Below are 16,794 nucleotides of genomic sequence, written 5' to 3'. Positions count from 1 at the left end.
CGGTTTTCGATCAGTCGATCCGAGCCACCTTCGGCTACACGGTTTTCGATCAGGCGATCCGAACCACCCTCAGCGAACGTAGGTTGAACAGAAGAAGTCGCGAACGCATTGCCGAGCGACAGTGCCAGAAGCGAGCCAACGAGAGTTTTGCCGAGAGTGTTCATGTCCTGATCCTTTTTATTCGTAGATAAAGTGAGTTAGTGAGTTAGACGGTGACGTGCAAACGGACATCGACGTTGCCGCGTGTCGCGTTGGAGTACGGGCAAACCTGGTGAGCCGCGTCGACCAGCGCTTGAGCATCGGCTTGATCCAGACCTGGCAGGTTGATGTGCAGGTCGATGTCCAGGCCGAAACCGCCAGGGATCTGGCCGATGCCGACATGTGCCGTGATCGATGCATCAGCAGGAATGCTGCGTTTGCTTTGGCTGGCGACAAACTTCAATGCGCCAATGAAGCAGGCGGAGTAGCCGGCAGCGAACAACTGCTCAGGGTTGGTGGCTTCACCACCAGCGCCGCCCAAGGCTTTTGGAGTGGCCAGTTTCACGTCGAGAATCTTGTCGCTGGAAACAGCACGGCCATCACGGCCACCGGTGGAGGTTGCGACTGCGGTGTAGAGAACGTTCATGGTGTTTCCTCTATTGCTGATGGGTGGATCGAAATTGTTTACGCTAAATGTTTGTGCGCTAACCAGTTGAGATAAACTTAACGGGTTAATAGTTAGCGCGCAATATAAATTTTGAGAGATTTATCGATTTTGAGTTAACAGATTGATCTAAAAGGGAATTTATTTTTTGGTTTTGCAATGTCGCCAGCCCGGGTGAGCTGAGAGGTGAGCCACGGGAAGGAGGTTGCTAGGGGATCAGCAGGGCCAGCGCAATTGCAGGCCTTCAAAGAGAGGGAAATTCATAAGCAGAATGATGGGTTTCGATCGCTCCCACGCTCTGCGTGGGAACGCCGCCAGGGACGCTCCGCGTTCCGCTTTTGGAAAGTGACGCAGAGCGTCACGGGATGCATACCCACGCAGAGCGGGCACGATCAAACGCGGGATCAGGGAAAAGTAAAAAAACCGCCGAATTGGCGGTTTTTTGGTTTCGCGCTGGGCAAATCCAACCCGACTAAGCAACAGCCACCCGATTACGCCCCAACGCCTTCGCCCGATACAGGGCTTTATCCGCATCGTTCATCAAGCTGTGAAGATCCTTATTACAGGCCTCCGTCGACGCGACGCCGAGGCTGGCTGATATGCAGAGGACGGGCTCGACCATCAAGCCCGCAATCGTATCGATGAGCCGTTCTGCAATCTGGGTGGCAACCTCAATGGAAGTGTTCGGGAGCAGAATGGCGAACTCTTCGCCCCCGAGCCGACCGTGGATATCCGTTGCCCGAAATGACGAACTGATGACCGCCCCTATCTGGCGCAAAACCTGATCGCCGACCTGGTGGCCGTAGGTGTCGTTGATGTGCTTGAAGTGATCCATGTCCAACATGACCGCGCACAACCCTTGCCGCTTGGCCTTACATTCATCGTAAAGCTGCTGGGCATGCTCGAAAAACGCCCTTCGACTCTTCAGGCCGGTCAGTTCATCGGTTTGAGCGGCGCGGGTTGAAATGCTGTTCGCCTGTTCCATTTCACGGGTGAGTCGAAAGGCGATCTCCAGTGCCTGGGACATTTTGTGCGTGGCGCGGGCCGCAAATGCCGCGAACACCAGAATCGAAAGGGCCATGCCGAGTTGAATCGGGGACGGTTGAAACAGCAGCCAGATCGTGCACGGCAACAGCACCACGCCAATGGAGACCAGTGTCATATCGCGATAGGCCGAGTAGCAGGACACCGCACTGACGGACATGCCGACTGTAAAGAGCATGACCAACGCCTGTGACAACAGATCGTCCGCCGGCATGAGAACGAACGCCCCGCCGCCCCAGATACTGGCGGATAGCACCAGTGTGACCCAGTATTTGCGCTCCCAATGTCGAGGCGTGCGCTGACTTTCGTCGCTGCGGAAATAGGCAACGAACATCGCGATACGCAACAGCGTCGATGCGGTCAGAATGGCCATCCACCAAAAAATAGCGCCGTGCTCAAAACGATCCCAACACAGCCAACTCAGCATGATGGCCGCGAGGTAACTACCAAAAACCGCAGAAACGGATTGGCGAAACAGCTGCTGCAATCGGTCGGTGCGCACCTGCTCGGCTATTACAAAATCCTGGCCATTGCGCAATCTTGGGCCATACATTTGAACCACCTGGTTATGACGCAACAAAAAAACGATTGTGGCACCCTGCCATTACCGTAAACAACTGAATTACTGTGACGACGGGATTTATCCCCAAGCGCTATGCAGGAACGCAAACCTCCGTGGCGAGGGAGCTTGCTCCCGCTGGGCTGCAAAGCAGCCCCAAGCATTCCAACAGACCAACCGTGTCATAGCCTAAGAAACGAGCAATCAGGCTGGAATCAACCCCGCTTCCCGGTAGCTCAGTATCAAATCATCGAACAGACCGACATCCGCTCGAGTCCGCGCAATTAACTGAGCACCCGCAACAGCGGTATAAATGGCCCGCGCTCGGCGTTCACATTCTTCTGCGCTACCTGTTCCAGCATCTGCCAGTACCTGGGCGAGCCACGCCACGTTAACGTCCGCAAAAGCCCTGATCTCTCGCGATACTTCATCGGGAAGGTCTTCGTATTCGGCTGCCATGAAGCTGGACAGACAAAGCCTGTTGCCGTCCTCAAGCGACTTTCGAAAAATGGATGCGTACAGCTGCAGGCACTTCTTTGGATCGACATTGGCAGCGCGTATCCCTTCAAGCACTCGCAACGCGTCCTGCCAGTAGCGCTCAGCGACCGCCGCAGCCAGGCCTGCCTTGCTCGGAAAGTGGTAGTAAATGCTGGCGTTCTTGATACCCACCTGGTCGGCAATGCTACGGAAATTGATACCGCTGTAACCGTGCAGTTGGGCAGCGGATTTCGCTGCCGCCAAGATGGCTTCTCGAGCATTTTCGTTCACGTTGCAGCCTCATTTCGAGATTTCTATTCACTTAGGTAACCGCGATTCTACGCCCGGAGCCGTTTACCTGCCAATTGACAGGTAGGGGATTGACAGCACCTGAGTGTCGGCTCAATCTTTGCCTACCAATTGACAGGCAGGTGATTGAATCATGACTTCTTCACAGCAGCGCGTTGACGTTTCCACTGTTCCTACGATGAAAATCTACGATTGGTTCAACGGCCCCTACCCCGCCCGCGTCCGCATTGCGCTGGCGGAAAAAGGATTACTGCCGAACATCGAATTCGTACCGGTGAATCTCTGGGCCGGCGAGCACAAGCAACCCGAGTTCCTGGCCATCAATTACTCCGGGACACTGCCCGTGCTGGAGCTGAACGATGGGACGCGGATCGCCGAGTGCACGGCGATCACCCAGTACCTGGATAGCCTGGACGGTCATCCGACGTTGACGGGCGAAACGGCTGTTGAGAAAGGCATCATCCACATGATGACCAAGCGTGCCGAGATCGAGTTTCTCGATGCCGTCAGCGCGTACTTCCACCATGCCACGCCGGGCCTCGGCCCCAATGTCGAGCTGTACCAGAATGCCGAGTGGGGCGCCCGGATGCGCGATAAGGCGATCAGGGGCATGCACTATTTCGACAACCTTCTCAAAGACCGGCCCTTTGTGGCGGGCGACAAGTTTTCGATGGCCGACATTGCGGTACTGGGCGGCATGATCTTCGCCTCGTTGGTGCAACTCGCCGTGCCTGAAGAGTGCGTGGCGCTTCGAGCATGGCATGCCAGGATGGAGGAACGCTCCAGCGTCCAGGCATGGCGTGCCATGATCGAGCGCGGTGCTGCGTAGCACTGATCATGACCAGCCTGCGTCAGCCATGAAAGAAGGAGCAAGGGCGAGTTGAACCGCGATAGCAGGTGAACCCACCAAAGAAAAACCCGACGCTTTACGTCGGGTTTTTCGTGGGATACGACTGCAAGCCCAACGTTGTCTACGGGTTACTCGACTTGCGACAGCTTGGCGTCGTCGCAACCGGCAGCACGGCACTCACGCTCGACAGCTTTGAGTATGACGATACGCGCCTCGGTCTTCTCATTGGCACAGTCCAGGTAGAGCAGGCCATCGTTGGAACAGGCGCTGTCACGATTTTTGATCCACTGGATCTGAGCAGCTTTCACTTTTTTCTTTTGATCCGGGTTCAGGGCACTCATGGTCTTCTTGTACTGCTCGTTGATTTCCTGATCCGACTGAACCATTTTCAGCGACGCGCAATAGGTCCTGTCATAGGCGTTTCTAGGATTATCGCAACTCATCGCAGATGCCGATGCTGATGCCATTGCCAGCAATGTCCCAACCAACAAAGACTTGATCACTTACTTCTCTCCCTGAATGCCCTCTATTGATTAGAGGTCGCGGCGGGGAATTTATCATGGGGGTTGTAGAACAATGAAGCAGATCCTAGGGTTCATTCGGCCCGAACAAGGGGCAAATGCTGATAGGGGGGCGGGAGCAAGTGATTGCTGAAAAAGGCTGCATCGCTCCCGCGGATGCGACTGCCCCCCACTTCCTCTACGCCCCAATCCCGGTGGCGAGGGAGCTTGCTCCCGCTGGGCTGCGCAGCAGCCCCAAACCAGCCAAACACATTCCTACAGACCAACCCCGCCAGCCACTCCGCCCATTCGCAAGCACCCCTCTATCCCCGAACTACAGGTAATAAACGCCACCTGTTTATCCTCCAACCACAACCCTTCCACCCGGCTACCCAACCTTGCGCCTTTGCCTACAACTACGCCAGAATCCGCCCGCTTGTGCGCCTTGTCCCCGGGTTCTATCGTTTCCCTGCCACTGCCCATCAGTGGTCGGGTTTAGTAGCTCGGTTAGTCATCTACGGTTGCATGAGTGTCATCCAGTCAGGCGTTCGCCTGTACTTGATGGTGGCTGTGCGCAAGGCGCCTTCGGGCGCGCCGGGTTTGGTGACTTTACCGGTCTACTAACTTGCGCACAGCTGCCTCCTTTTCGTTTAGTAGCGAGATGGTGCGGCCCTACTAGAAGGAAAGTCCCAATGTTCAAACCGACTCCGAATCCGCCAGAGGCGGATCAGACTTCCCGGTACACAAAGTCCCAGGCCAAAAAGCACGACGAAGCCACCAATCGCGTCTTGGATCACTACCTGCTACCGAAACTGGAAAAGTCTGAAGATGCGTCCCAACCGGGCCAACTCTTCACCGTCGCCAAAAACGCCGACAACGAATCCCTCCTCGCGAACCTCAGCGAAACCTTGGCGGCAGCCGACGCGATGGTCAGCAACCTGGCTTTCGACCTGGAAGGTCCGCGTCGTCACATCCTTCTCGGCATCCAGCAGTTGATTGAATTGAGTTCATTACTGGCGAACCGGGTGTTGGATAACGTTGATCCGCGATAGCGGATAAACATTTGTCGATAAAAGCGAACCCGTCACTTCGTGGCGGGTTTGTTATTTGTTACCGACAGCTGGCATAACTCAATAATGCATTTGCTTTAGGGTGGAAATAAATCCGTCACGTTTTTTAATTGTTCTTTAGTCCGTCCTTTAATTAGGGTGTAAATAACATGGGAATTCTGGAATCACTTAAAACGCACCGGAACGTATCGTTGGTTGACTCCCTTAAGCCCGACATTCATTCCGTACTCAGGTTCCTCACCCAAGTCTCTAGGCGCCACGGAAAACTGATTGTCTTGATAGGTAAACACCGTGTCATAGACGTGCTTGGCTTCCATATGCGTTATATGCAAATCGTCCTCTCCGTGCTTGTATGAGTTGATACCGTAAAAAATGCTAAATCTTACCTTGAATACATGATCACCCGGCGTTACCCGTACCCAACCAGGGCAACCAGCCCTCCAACAGCTTGTCTCAACACCGTCTACACTAATTATTTGCCCCAAGATATTTCCAGAGAATTGAACCGCTGAAAAAACGGCTGTATCCGAAATAGGGTGTTGTCGAACTTCATCGGTAATATAGGGGTCTATATACTCGGCGCTCAAACAACCCGATATAAGAAACGAAAACAAAAAAATGACATTCAGCTGAAGTGCCTGGCGATACAACGGTCTTAAATATTCTAGGCCTGATAGCGATTTTAGTGTGACTCTTTGAAAGCTAATATTCTTCATTTGTCGCTACTTGTTTTTATATGTCGTAGCATAAACAGCCCTCGATTGCTCAGACAAATGCGGGATTTTTTGATAATTAAGTTCATGACTTATTCCCTCCCCACAAGCAATGCTAAGTCATGGTTCCTCAAAGCAAGCTTTTATTCGAGTTCAATCGCTTCCAATAAAACCACTAGCCTGCTTTTATAAAGCTGGTTGTGGGAAAAGCTGCTTAGGAGATAACTACTTTGTCGTGGGCCGGCTTTATCCAGCCCATTAAACGAAGCGAAACGACTTTATCCAGTAAAAATCAATAACCACGACCCAACGAGAGAAGCCATCGAATCTGAGACTTTCTATCGTTCGAAAAAATGGCCCATATCACGATTATGGAGAACAGCGCTTGAAGTGTGCTTATAAAAAGGAAAGCAGGAATTGACGGGTTTGACGGGTACGGTTGTGTCCCAATGATCATGAGGGCTGGGAACATGGCTAGAATCCATGAAATCCAGTACACAACAATTGAACGCCAAATATAGCCCCAAATCGTTATAGGTTTTTTTGTTTTCAGAAGACCGTCTTCGGTGGCTAATTTATTCAATGAAAATATAACAAAGGCAATGTAGATGGCTAACCAGACTGAACTTATTAAAAGAAAGCCTGCTGAGTAGGATATTGTTGAGGGTAGAACGCTAATCATCACCCCGATAATTACTAGGATGAGCCATGATTTTTTCATGAATGGATCAAGGTTTTTCACTGGAATTCCTATTGTTTTACGGTCGAGCTACGGACGAATAAAAGTATAGCTTTGCGAATACCTTGAGCGGAGCGAGCGGTGTTTGTTGAGCGTAATACTATAAAATGGAGCTGGAAGAGCGCGTCAGGAAGATGATATAAAAACAATCGTGTCCAATTAAATAACATGATTTTTTTAGGACCTCTTCCAAAACAGCTAATATAAGCACGGTGATTATTACCACATCTAACCGGTTTACAACCACTACTGGGCGGTATGTGATTGTTGTGTTCTTGTCATTGATGGAGCGCCTGTAAAAAGTTTTTTTCTACAAAACCCTGTCTAGCTCGAAGCGGGCCTGGCAAACGTGACATTGGTCAGGGAAGAAACACGAGATAGATGACGACAAGCCTTGCTAGCTGATAATAATGCTATCTATTTGCCATCACCTTGTCCACTGTCCACACATGGGCAATTGCACAGGCTGCAATAGGACTATGAAGCCTAGTCGGTTCGCTCTCTCGACGGCGAAAGTGAGCTATCCATGAGCTTCTAGACATTCCGAGCAAAAAAAAACGGGCCTGCATTCCCACGCAGCCCCGTTTTTTCACCACCTAATCAGATCAAAACGCCGGCAAAACCGCGCCTTTGTACTTCTCAAGAATAAAAGCCTTCACTTCCGGCGTGTGCAGCGCCGCAACCAGCTTCTTCATCGCCTCACTGTCCTTGTCATCCTCACGAGCCACCAGGATGTTCACATAAGGCGAGTCGTTACCTTCGATAACCAGTGCATCCTTGGAAGGGTCAAGCTTCGCCTCCAACGCATAGTTGGTATTGATCAACGCCAGATCCACCTGGGTGAGCACTCGCGGAATGGTCGCCGCTTCCAGCTCACGGAATTTCAGGTCCTTCGGGTTCTCAACGATGTCCTTGGTGGTCGACAGGATGTTGTTCGAATCCTTCAACTTGATCACCCCAGCCTTCGCCAGCAGCAACAGCGCGCGGCCGCCGTTGGTGGCGTCGTTCGGGATCACCACGTTGGCGCCGCCCGGCAGTTCTGTAAGTGCCTTGTACTTGCTGGAATACGCGCCCAGTGGTTCCAGGTGCACACCGGCCACGCTCACCAGGTGCGTGCCCTTGGCCTTGTTGAACTCATCCAGGTACGGCTGGTGCTGGAAGAAGTTGGCGTCCAGGCGCTTTTCCGCAACTTGTACGTTCGGCTGGATGTAGTCGGTGAAGACTTTGACCTTCAGGTCGACGCCTTCTTTGGCCAATGCCGGTTTGACGAACTCGAGGATTTCCGCGTGCGGGACTGGGGTGGCCGCGACAGTCAGGGTGTCGGCGGCGTGGGCGGAAAACGCTGCAGCGGCAGCGAAGGCAACCAGTAACTTCTTCATTCAGCTAACTCCTTTTTGGGCGCCCGCTCTCGGCGCCTGCCAGCGAATGGCCGGCTCATGGTTTATTGGCCGCGAGGCCTTATTTTCTAGAAAAATGTACAACCAGTTTGTCGCCCACGGTTTGCAGGACTTGGACCAGCACCAGCAGCAACACCACCGTGACCACCATGACGTCGGTCTGGAAACGCTGGTAGCCGAAGCGGATCGCCAGGTCACCCAAACCACCGGCGCCGACCACACCGGCCATGGCCGTGTAGGACACCAGCGTAATCGCTGTCACCGTAATCGCTGCAAAAATGCCTGGACGGGCTTCCGGCAGCAAGGCATTGACGATGATCTGCCGCGTGGTGGCGCCCATGGCCTGGGTCGCTTCGATGATGCCGCGGTCGACTTCGCGCAGGGCCGTTTCCACCAGGCGGGCGAAGAACGGTGTGGCGCCGACCACCAGTGGTGGGATCGCGCCTGCCACGCCCAGGGAGGTGCCAGTGATCAATACCGTGAACGGGATCATCACGATCAACAGGATGATGAACGGCAGCGAACGCAGGATGTTCACGATCAGCGACAGCAGCGCGTACACACCGCGGGCTTCGAGCAACTGGCGCGGGCTGCAGAGGAACAGCAACACGCCCAGGGGCAGGCCGAGCAGCACGGTGAACAGCAGCGAACCGAACAGCATCAGGAAGGTGTCGCCGGTGGCCAGCCAGATTTCCAGCCAGTCGATGTTGGAGAAGAACGAACTCAACAGTTCCATTAGCGCAGCACCTCCATGTGGACATCGGCCGCGGTGAAGCGGGCGAACGCCGCCTCCATGTCACCGCCGGTGATGGCGAGGGTCAGTTGCCCGTAGGGGGTGTCTTTGATGCGGTCGATACGACCGGCCAGGATGCTGTAGTCCACGCCGGTTTCCCGGGCGACAGTGCCGAGCAATGGCGCGTAGGTCGCGTCGCCCTGGAACGTCAGACGCACGATGCGCCCTGGGACGTGGGCGAAATCGTCGCGCTGTTCGCTTTCGTCGATCTGCTCGTCTTCCTGGACGAAACGCTTGGTGGTCGGGTGCTTGGGATGCAGGAACACCTCGGCCACCGGGCCTTGCTCGACGATCACGCCGGCATCCATCACCGCCACTTGATCGCAAACCCGGCGGATCACGTCCATTTCATGGGTAATCAGCACGATGGTCAGTTTCAGCTCGCGGTTGATTTCCGCCAGCAGTTGCAGCACCGAGGCGGTGGTCTGCGGGTCGAGGGCGCTGGTGGCCTCGTCGCACAGCAAAATCTTGGGTTTGGTCGCCAGGGCGCGGGCGATGCCGACGCGCTGCTTCTGGCCGCCGGACAGTTGCGCCGGGTATTTCCTGGCGTGGTCGGACAGGCCCACCCGCGCCAGCAACTCGGCGACGCGCTGGTCGATTTCGCTGCGGGACAATTCGCCGGCCAACGTCAGTGGCAGCGCCACGTTGTCGGCCACGGTCTTGGACGCCAGCAGGTTGAAGTGCTGGAAAATCATCCCGACTTGCTGGCGGAAGCGGCGCAGGCCGCTGGCGTCCAGGGCGGTGACTTCCTCGCCGTCGACGATGATCTTGCCGCCAGTGGAGTCTTCCAGGCGATTGATCAGGCGCAGCAAGGTACTTTTTCCCGCACCGGAATGGCCAATCAGGCCGAAGACCTGACCGTTCTCAATCGTCAGACTGGTCGGATGCAGGGCGGGGATATCCCTACCGGCGACTCGGTAGGTTTTATGGACGTCTTGAAACTCGATCACGTAGCGAACCTTGTGGGGCGCGTTGGAAAAGGATCAGCGGTTAGCCGGGCGCGCATTTTAGCCTGTCCGTATAGAGGTTCTTAGCATTTATTTGCGATCAGACCTGTCATTTGGCAATAACGCGATCAAAGGCCATAAAAAAAGGAACACGGCCAAACGGCATCGGTCACTCATTAAGCCACTCGAAATGCCGGGGTCATGCACCTGCGGTATCGAACTCAGATTCCTGGCCCCGGCGAGGAACGCAAAGAGGAGTCATGCCTGATGAGTATCAAAAAGCCCACGGTCAACAAGAGCCAACTGGCCGGGACCGACACGCTGGATCGCGGCAACACCAACGCCAAGCTCGAGAGTCTGGAACAGTTTCGCTCCGACGCTACCGAACAGGCGTTGCGCACCAACCAGGGCGTGAAGATCGCCGATAACCAGAACACCCTGCGCGCCGGCCCCCGCGGACCTTCGCTGCTGGAAGATTTCATCATGCGTGAAAAAATCACGCACTTTGACCATGAACGCATTCCGGAACGCATCGTCCACGCCCGCGGGACCGGCGCCCATGGTTATTTTCAGAGCTACGATGCGCATTCGGCATTGACCAAGGCCGGTTTCCTACAAGACCCGAGCAAGAAAACCCCTGTGTTCGTGCGTTTTTCCACTGTGCAGGGCCCACGCGGCTCCGGCGACACCGTGCGGGACGTGCGCGGCTTCGCGGTGAAGTTCTTCACCGACGAAGGCAACTTCGATCTGGTGGGCAACAACATGCCGGTGTTTTTCATTCAGGACGCGGTGAAGTTTCCGGATTTTGTCCACGCGGTAAAACCCGAGCCCCATAACGAAATTCCTACAGGCGGCTCGGCCCACGACACGTTCTGGGATTTTGTCTCGCTGGTGCCGGAATCGGCTCATATGGTGATCTGGGCGATGTCTGACCGGGCCATTCCAAAAAGCCTACGCACCATGCAGGGTTTTGGGGTGCATACCTTCCGCATGATCAACGCCGAAGGCAAAAGCAGCTTCGTCAAATTCCACTGGCGCCCTACGGTTGGCACCTGCTCGTTGGTATGGGACGAAGCCCAGAAACTGGCGGGCAAAGATACGGACTATCACCGTCGCGATCTCTGGGAGTCGATCGAGATGGGCGACTACCCGGAATGGGAATTCGGCGTGCAGATCGTCGCCGAGGAGGACGAGCATAAGTTTGACTTCGACCTGCTCGACCCGACCAAAATCATCCCTGAAGAGCTGGTGCCCATCACGCCCCTGGGTAAGATGGTGCTCAACCGTAACCCGGACAACTTCTTTGCCGAGGTCGAGCAAATCGCCTTCTGCCCCGGGCATATCGTGCCGGGTATCGACTTTTCCAACGACCCGTTGCTGCAAGGGCGGCTGTTTTCCTACACCGATACGCAGATCAGCCGACTCGGTGGGCCGAATTTTCATGAGCTGCCGATCAACCGGGCGATCACCCCGGTACACAACGGCCAACGGGATGCCATGCACCGCACCACCATCGACAAGGGGCGTGCGTCCTACGAGCCGAACTCCATCGACGGTGGCTGGCCGAAGGAAACCCCGCCTGGCCCGGAAGACGGTGGCTTCGAGAGTTATCCGGAGCGCATCGATGCCTACAAGATCCGCCAACGCAGCGATTCGTTCGCCGACCATTTCTCCCAGGCGCGGCTGTTCTACAGAAGCATGAGCGCCCATGAAAAAGAGCACATCATCGCGGCCTACAGTTTCGAGCTGGGCAAGGTGGAGCGTGAGTTCATCCGGGCGCGGCAGGTCAATGAGATCCTCGCCAATATCGATCTGGAACTGGCCGGGCGAGTGGCGAAGAACCTCGGGTTGCCGGCGCCTACCGCGGGCACCGTCGATGTGCCAACGCCGTCGCTGGAGCAGTCTCCGGCCTTGAGCCAGGCGAACCTGCTGTCTGGGGACATCAAGACGCGAAAAGTGGCGGTGCTGGTGGCTAACGGTGTCGATGCAGCGATCATCGATGCCCTCAAGAAGGCGCTGAAGGCCGAGGGCGCCCACGCCAAAGTGCTGGGGCCGACTTCCGCACCAGTGACCACGGCCGATGGAAAAACGCTGGCGGTGGATGCGTCCATGGAGGGGTTGCCGTCGATTGCCTTTGACGCGGTGTTCGTGCCGGGTGGGGCGGAGTCGATCAAGGCTTTGAGTCGCGACGGCGTGGCGTTGCATTACGTGCTGGAGGCCTACAAGCATCTGAAAGCCATTGGGCTTCATGGTGAGGCCCGGCAGTTGTTGGTGGAGTTGAAGCTGGAGGTGGATGCGGGGTTGATCGAAGATGCGGATACGAGCGGTTTTTCGCGGTTTTTCGCGGCGATTGCTCAGCATCGGGTCTGGGCGCGGGAGGCTAAGGCTAAGGCGGTTCCAGCCTAAAGAGATTTGTTGTCTGGTAGGGCGCTATCGCGAGCAAGCTCGCTCCACATGGGGTCCCTGTGGGAGCGAGCTTGCTCCGGGCGGCGTTCCGACGATGCTTTTTAGGGCTTATGCGGTGTCAGCACCATCTGCGCCGGCACACTGCGCAAAATCTGCTTTTGCAGCTTCAAATCAAACCCCGGGTCCAGTTTCTTGACCCGCTTGGTCAGCAACGTCGCCAACCACGGATAATCATCGGTGCGCGGCGCCTGGATGGTGACGTCACACTGATAATTCACCACGTCGGTGGCGATGGCATCCAGTTGCCGACGCATTTGCTGTATATCGGCTAGGTTGAGCGCAACTGTGGTACTGGGGGCGCTCGGGTCGATCACTTTGGCGACCGGTTTGGCTTCGGCGGCCTTGAGGTCGGCCTCGGCTTTATCCAGGTCGGCCTTGCGGGCTTCGGCAATGGCGCTGTTGACCTCGCCAGTGAGCGCTGGGGCCTTGGGCATCAAGGCTCGGGCACGGCTCAGGGCGGTGGCGGCGGCGTTGACATCGCCTTTTTGCAGATCGATTTGGCTGCGGCGCAAATACGCCTCGGCCAGTTGCCGCTGATAGGGTTCCAGCGACCGGTCTTCGGGTGACTGGGCTTGCAAGGCGGCCAACTGGTCTTCGGCGGTGGCCAGCTCATTGCTGGCAAGGCTTTGCTCGAGCTGCGCGATGGCCGGGCCCCGGGTATCGGGAGCCTCGGTGACCGGCGGCGTACTCTGGCACGCGCCCAGCAGCAGGGAAAACGCGACAAGGAGCAGATAACGGGAGGCGAACGGCTTCATTCCTGCGACTCTCTATTTGCGCAAAAAGCGAGCAAGTCTACACCCCTCGACGAGGTAGGACAAAACTCAGCAGAAACAGCGCGGCGGCGCTGACCACGATCGATGGGCCGGCCGGAGTGTCCTTGAACCAGGAAAGTGCCAGGCCGCCACACACCGCGAGCATGCCCAGCAGGCTCGCGCCCAGGGCCATTTGCTCGGGTGAGCGGGCGTGACGCTGTGCCGCAGCCGCCGGGATGATCAGCAATGACGTAATCAGCAACACCCCGACGATTTTCATCGCCACCGCGATGACCACCGCAATCAGCAGCATCAGTGCCAGTCGCAACCCCAGCACAGGCAGGCCTTCTACCCGGGCCAGTTCCTCGTGCACGGTGACGGCCAGCAAGGGACGCCAGAGTGCCACCAGCAACAGCAGCACCGCGGCGCTACCGCCGAGGATCCACGACAGGTCCGTCGGACTGATCGCCAACAGGTCGCCGAACAGATAGGCCATCAGGTCAATCCGCACGTCATGCATGAAGCTTAGTACCACCAGCCCGAGGGACAGGGTGCTCGGCGCCAAAATACCCAGCAGCGTGTCGGACGCCAGCGGTTGGCGGTGTTGCAAGGTCACCAGTACCACCGCCAGCAACAGGCAGCCAACGGTCACCGCCACCGCCGGGCTGACGTCCAGCAGAAACCCCAAGGCCACGCCGAGCAACGCCGCGTGGGACAAGGTGTCGCCGAAATAGGCCATGCGCCGCCAGACCACGAACGAACCCAAGGGGCCGGCTACCAGGGCGAGTGCCAAGCCTGCGAGCAGGGCGTACAACAGAAAATCAGCCATGCTTGCAGCCATCTCCATGAACATGATTGGAAGCGGAAGGGGCGCTGACCACCGAGCCATGCAGGTCATGGGCGTGGTCATGGTGATGGTGATAAATCGCCAGGCTTTGTGCGTTTTTTCCGAATAACTCGACGAAAGCCGGATCGCCACTGACTTGCTCGGGATGCCCGGAACAGCATACGTGGCGATTGAGGCAGACCACCTGGTCGGTGGTGCTCATCACCAGGTGCAGGTCGTGGGAGACCATCAGCACGCCGCAGCCGTGGCGGTCGCGCAGGCGCGTGATCAGGCTGTACAGCTCGGCCTGCCCCGCCACATCGACGCCTTGCACCGGCTCGTCGAGCACCAGCAGCTCAGGCTCGCGCAGCAGGGCGCGAGCCAGCAATACGCGCTGCATCTCGCCGCCGGAGACGCTTTGCACCGGGCTGTCGATCACCTGTTCGGCGCCCACTTCGTTGAGCGCGGCCAAGGCGCGGGCGCGGTCCACGCCCGGCACCAGGCGCAGGAAGCGCAGCACGGACAGCGGCAGCGTCGGATCGACGTGAAGTTTTTGCGGCATATAGCCGACGCGCAACCTGGGCTTGCGCCAGACGCTGCCGCTGTCGGGCTTGAGCAAGCCCAGCACGGCGCGCACCAGGGTGGTCTTGCCGGCGCCGTTGGGGCCGATCAAGGTCACGATCTGCCCCGGCTCGACGCTCAGGTGGATGTTGTCCAGCACGCTCTGCCCGGCGAACGTCACGGCCACCTGTTCGAGGCGGATCAACGCATTGCTCATCAGGCCCCCTGGCAGCCGGAGCAGAGACCGACCACCTCGACGGTCTGGGTGTCGACCACGAAGCCGACGTCCTTGGCGCTGGCGATGATGGCATCGCTGATGGACTTCTGTTCCAGCTCGATGGCGGCGTGGCATTGCCGGCAGATCAGGAACTGGCCTTGGTGGGCGTGCTCCGGGTGGTTACAGCCGACGAAGGCGTTCAGCGACGAAATGCGATGCACCAGGCCGTTTTCCAAGAGGAAATCCAGCGCCCGGTAGACCGTCGGCGGTGCGGCGCGGCGGCCGTCCTGCTCGCTGAGCACGGCGAGGATGTCGTAGGCGCCCAGTGGCTTGTGGCTTTGCCAGACCAATTCCAGCACGCGCCGACGCAGGGCGGTCAGGCGCAACCCTTGGCGCGCGCAGATGGCGTCGGCCTCGGACAGCGCGCTGTGCACGCAGTGGGAGTGATCGTGGGGGCGACTGGCAAGGGGTGTAATAGGCATGGGCAGCGACGAGTTTAGTGAGAGACGTTATTATGTTACCCGTTCTCGCCTCTACGAGTGGTCATCGTGTCCCGATTTTTTTCGCTCTTTGTCGCTTTTGTCGCAAGTTTTCTACTGATTGGCCCGGCCCAGGCCGAGGTCAAGGTGCTCACCAGCATCAAGCCGCTGCAACTGATTGCCGCCGCTGTGCAGGATGGCGTAGCCGTTCCAGAGGTATTGCTGCCGCCAGGGGCTTCGCCGCATCACTATGCGTTGCGGCCATCGGATGTTCGCAAGGTGCAGTCGGTGGACCTGCTTTATTGGATCGGCCCCGATATGGAAGGCTTTCTCCCGCGGGTGCTCAACGGTCGCACGCTGCCCTCCGTCGCCATCCAGGATTTGCCGGGGCTCAAGTTGCGTCACTTCGCCCAGGACAGCGCGTCCCACGAGGACGATGACCATGACGGCGACGAACACGATCACGACCATCGCCCCGGCACCGTGGATGCCCACTTGTGGCTCTCGCCGCTCAATGCGCGGGTGATCGCCGCCAAAATGACGGCCGACCTGAGCGCGGCGGATCCGGCCAACGCGGCCCGTTATCAAAGCAACCTCAAGGGCTTCAACCAGCGTCTCGATGCTTTGGACACACGCCTCAAGGCGCGCCTGGCCGGGGTCGCGGGCAAGCCGTATTTCGTCTTCCACGAGGCGTTCGACTATTTCGAAGACAACTACGGCCTCAAGCACGCCGGGGTGTTCGCCGTGGCCGCCGAAGTCCAGCCTGGTGCTCAGCATGTGGCGGCAATGCGCACGCGCTTGCAGGCCGTGGGCAAGACCTGTGTGTTCAGCGAACCGCCCCTGCGCCCGCGCCTGGCCGAAACCCTGGTGGCCGGGTTGCCGGTGAAACTGGCGGAGCTCGATGCACTGGGCGGCTATACCCCGGCGACGGCGCAGGGATATGAGCAGTTGTTGGAGAAGTTGGGCAATGATCTGGCGGGGTGCCTGGAGTCGCTATAACCCCGTCGATGCACAAACCTGTGGCGAGGGGATTTATCCCCGCTGGGGCGCGTAGCGGCCCCAAGAAATATCTTCCGCCGCGGTCCGTCAGATCCAAAGCATGGGGCTGCTTCACGCTCTGAGCTCTTCCGTCAACATGCTTTCGTTGCCTCCGGTGCTCTTATCAAAGGCGAGTCGTGGCGGGCCAAGGCTTGTAAATAGACGCTCTCGTCATACTGGGATCCAGCATTCCAGCACCGATAAACGATCCTGATCCATTTAAAAGCCAGTGCCCTCAGGGCTGCTTGATGAGAGCAGCCTTTGGCCTTCTGCTGGCGATAGTACGCCCCTGCCCATACCGATTGATTGATGCTGTGGGCAGCCCACTCGACAAATGTCTGGCGCAAAAAGGTTGAACATTGATAGCGCCAGCGAACGATTTTCTTCTTGCCACTGCGCTCGGTAACCGGAGCG

General features: G+C 57.3%; 16 protein-coding genes and 1 pseudogene. 4 read left to right on the top strand and 13 right to left on the bottom strand.

Annotation, left to right across the window (positions count from 1 at the left end):
- Positions 1-205 precede the first annotated feature (205 nt).
- The 3 genes from BLO97_RS30035 to BLO97_RS30025 form a co-directional block, all read right to left on the bottom strand.
- Positions 206-625 (bottom strand): organic hydroperoxide resistance protein, encoded by a 420-nt coding sequence (locus BLO97_RS30035; protein WP_003196182.1) that lies wholly within the window; start codon positions 623-625, stop codon positions 206-208.
- Positions 626-1,115: 490 nt separating this feature from the next.
- Positions 1,116-2,240 carry a GGDEF domain-containing protein gene (locus BLO97_RS30030; RefSeq protein WP_092349733.1) on the bottom strand — a complete coding sequence of 375 codons (1,125 nt, stop codon included), beginning with the start codon at positions 2,238-2,240 and terminating at the stop codon, positions 1,116-1,118.
- A gap of 210 nt (positions 2,241-2,450) precedes the next feature.
- Complete coding sequence (locus tag BLO97_RS30025) at positions 2,451-3,014, bottom strand: TetR/AcrR family transcriptional regulator (protein WP_092148947.1); 564 nt, start codon at positions 3,012-3,014, stop codon at positions 2,451-2,453.
- Between the two features lie 151 nt (positions 3,015-3,165).
- Here BLO97_RS30025 and BLO97_RS30020 point away from each other — a divergent pair, with 151 nt between their 5' ends.
- Positions 3,166-3,861, top strand: coding sequence for a glutathione S-transferase (locus tag BLO97_RS30020; protein WP_092349730.1), 696 nt, complete (start codon positions 3,166-3,168; stop codon positions 3,859-3,861).
- 149 nt (positions 3,862-4,010) lie between these two features.
- Here the strand turns inward: BLO97_RS30020 and BLO97_RS30015 are convergent, their stop codons facing one another.
- A complete protein-coding gene (locus BLO97_RS30015; protein WP_083569132.1) occupies positions 4,011-4,385 on the bottom strand; it encodes a lysozyme inhibitor LprI family protein in 375 nt (124 codons plus the stop codon).
- A 689-nt stretch (positions 4,386-5,074) separates the two neighbouring features.
- On the opposite strand from BLO97_RS30015, the gene BLO97_RS30010 reads away from it, so the two are divergent.
- Entirely contained in the window at positions 5,075-5,434 is a 360-nt protein-coding gene (locus tag BLO97_RS30010) for a DUF6124 family protein (RefSeq protein ID WP_092349727.1), read from the top strand.
- 182 nt (positions 5,435-5,616) lie between these two features.
- On the opposite strand, the gene BLO97_RS31485 is transcribed toward BLO97_RS30010, so the two are convergent.
- From BLO97_RS31485 to BLO97_RS29995, 4 genes are all read right to left on the bottom strand, one after another.
- Positions 5,617-6,168, bottom strand: coding sequence for a hypothetical protein (locus BLO97_RS31485; RefSeq protein WP_139197748.1), 552 nt, complete (start codon positions 6,166-6,168; stop codon positions 5,617-5,619).
- A gap of 1,341 nt (positions 6,169-7,509) precedes the next feature.
- Positions 7,510-8,283, bottom strand: coding sequence for a MetQ/NlpA family ABC transporter substrate-binding protein (locus BLO97_RS30005; protein WP_092221060.1), 774 nt, complete (start codon positions 8,281-8,283; stop codon positions 7,510-7,512).
- 79 nt (positions 8,284-8,362) lie between these two features.
- Positions 8,363-9,037, bottom strand: a complete 675-nt coding sequence (locus BLO97_RS30000; protein ID WP_003196204.1) for a methionine ABC transporter permease — start codon at positions 9,035-9,037, stop codon at positions 8,363-8,365.
- Positions 9,037-10,044, bottom strand: a complete 1,008-nt coding sequence (locus tag BLO97_RS29995; RefSeq protein ID WP_063323627.1) for a methionine ABC transporter ATP-binding protein — start codon at positions 10,042-10,044, stop codon at positions 9,037-9,039. Before BLO97_RS29995 ends, BLO97_RS30000 begins: the two co-directional genes overlap by 1 nt.
- A gap of 264 nt (positions 10,045-10,308) precedes the next feature.
- Here BLO97_RS29995 and katE point away from each other — a divergent pair, with 264 nt between their 5' ends.
- A complete protein-coding gene (gene katE / locus BLO97_RS29990) occupies positions 10,309-12,447 on the top strand; it encodes a catalase HPII (protein WP_092148936.1) in 2,139 nt (712 codons plus the stop codon).
- Between the two features lie 101 nt (positions 12,448-12,548).
- On the opposite strand, the gene BLO97_RS29985 is transcribed toward katE, so the two are convergent.
- The 4 genes from BLO97_RS29985 to zur are packed head-to-tail and all read right to left on the bottom strand — an operon-like array spanning position 12,549 to position 15,345.
- Positions 12,549-13,262, bottom strand: coding sequence for a PA5502 family lipoprotein (locus BLO97_RS29985; RefSeq protein ID WP_092148932.1), 714 nt, complete (start codon positions 13,260-13,262; stop codon positions 12,549-12,551).
- 37 nt (positions 13,263-13,299) lie between these two features.
- Positions 13,300-14,088: a zinc ABC transporter permease subunit ZnuB gene (gene znuB / locus BLO97_RS29980; protein ID WP_003196213.1), complete on the bottom strand. Its 789-nt coding sequence runs from the start codon at positions 14,086-14,088 to the stop codon at positions 13,300-13,302.
- Positions 14,081-14,863 (bottom strand): zinc ABC transporter ATP-binding protein ZnuC, encoded by a 783-nt coding sequence (znuC, locus tag BLO97_RS29975; RefSeq protein ID WP_063323624.1) that lies wholly within the window; start codon positions 14,861-14,863, stop codon positions 14,081-14,083. The genes znuB and znuC overlap by 8 nt, the downstream gene beginning before the upstream one ends.
- Positions 14,863-15,345, bottom strand: coding sequence for a zinc uptake transcriptional repressor Zur (gene zur / locus BLO97_RS29970; RefSeq protein WP_063323623.1), 483 nt, complete (start codon positions 15,343-15,345; stop codon positions 14,863-14,865). Before zur ends, znuC begins: the two co-directional genes overlap by 1 nt.
- Positions 15,346-15,411: 66 nt before the next feature.
- Between zur and znuA the strand changes: the two genes are divergently transcribed.
- Entirely contained in the window at positions 15,412-16,341 is a 930-nt protein-coding gene (gene znuA / locus BLO97_RS29965; RefSeq protein ID WP_092221055.1) for a zinc ABC transporter substrate-binding protein ZnuA, read from the top strand.
- 131 nt (positions 16,342-16,472) lie between these two features.
- Here znuA and BLO97_RS31805 read toward each other — a convergent pair.
- Positions 16,473-16,794 (bottom strand): annotated as a pseudogene (locus BLO97_RS31805) (IS110 family transposase); the annotation flags it as partial.

Origin of the sequence: Pseudomonas sp. NFACC05-1, from assembly GCF_900100135.1 — a bacterium.
GTDB lineage: Bacteria > Pseudomonadota > Gammaproteobacteria > Pseudomonadales > Pseudomonadaceae > Aquipseudomonas > Aquipseudomonas fluorescens_Q.
The sequence above is the reverse complement of the archived record's forward strand: the minus strand, read 5'-3'. Positions and strand labels throughout refer to the sequence as shown.

What these genes read in the sequence shown, in the direction of transcription:
- BLO97_RS30035 (WP_003196182.1), bottom strand. Translation starts at nt 625, where the DNA reads ATGAACGTTCTCTACACCGCAGTCGCAACCTCCACCGGTGGCCGTGAT.
- BLO97_RS30030 (WP_092349733.1), bottom strand. Translation starts at nt 2,240, where the DNA reads ATGTATGGCCCAAGATTGCGCAATGGCCAGGATTTTGTAATAGCCGAG.
- BLO97_RS30020 (WP_092349730.1), top strand. Translation starts at nt 3,166, where the DNA reads ATGACTTCTTCACAGCAGCGCGTTGACGTTTCCACTGTTCCTACGATG.
- BLO97_RS30010 (WP_092349727.1), top strand. Translation starts at nt 5,075, where the DNA reads ATGTTCAAACCGACTCCGAATCCGCCAGAGGCGGATCAGACTTCCCGG.
- BLO97_RS31485 (WP_139197748.1), bottom strand. Translation starts at nt 6,168, where the DNA reads ATGAAGAATATTAGCTTTCAAAGAGTCACACTAAAATCGCTATCAGGC.
- BLO97_RS30005 (WP_092221060.1), bottom strand. Translation starts at nt 8,283, where the DNA reads ATGAAGAAGTTACTGGTTGCCTTCGCTGCCGCTGCAGCGTTTTCCGCC.
- BLO97_RS30000 (WP_003196204.1), bottom strand. Translation starts at nt 9,037, where the DNA reads ATGGAACTGTTGAGTTCGTTCTTCTCCAACATCGACTGGCTGGAAATC.
- katE (WP_092148936.1), top strand. Translation starts at nt 10,309, where the DNA reads ATGAGTATCAAAAAGCCCACGGTCAACAAGAGCCAACTGGCCGGGACC.
- BLO97_RS29985 (WP_092148932.1), bottom strand. Translation starts at nt 13,262, where the DNA reads ATGAAGCCGTTCGCCTCCCGTTATCTGCTCCTTGTCGCGTTTTCCCTG.
- znuB (WP_003196213.1), bottom strand. Translation starts at nt 14,088, where the DNA reads ATGGCTGATTTTCTGTTGTACGCCCTGCTCGCAGGCTTGGCACTCGCC.
- znuC (WP_063323624.1), bottom strand. Translation starts at nt 14,863, where the DNA reads ATGAGCAATGCGTTGATCCGCCTCGAACAGGTGGCCGTGACGTTCGCC.
- zur (WP_063323623.1), bottom strand. Translation starts at nt 15,345, where the DNA reads ATGCCTATTACACCCCTTGCCAGTCGCCCCCACGATCACTCCCACTGC.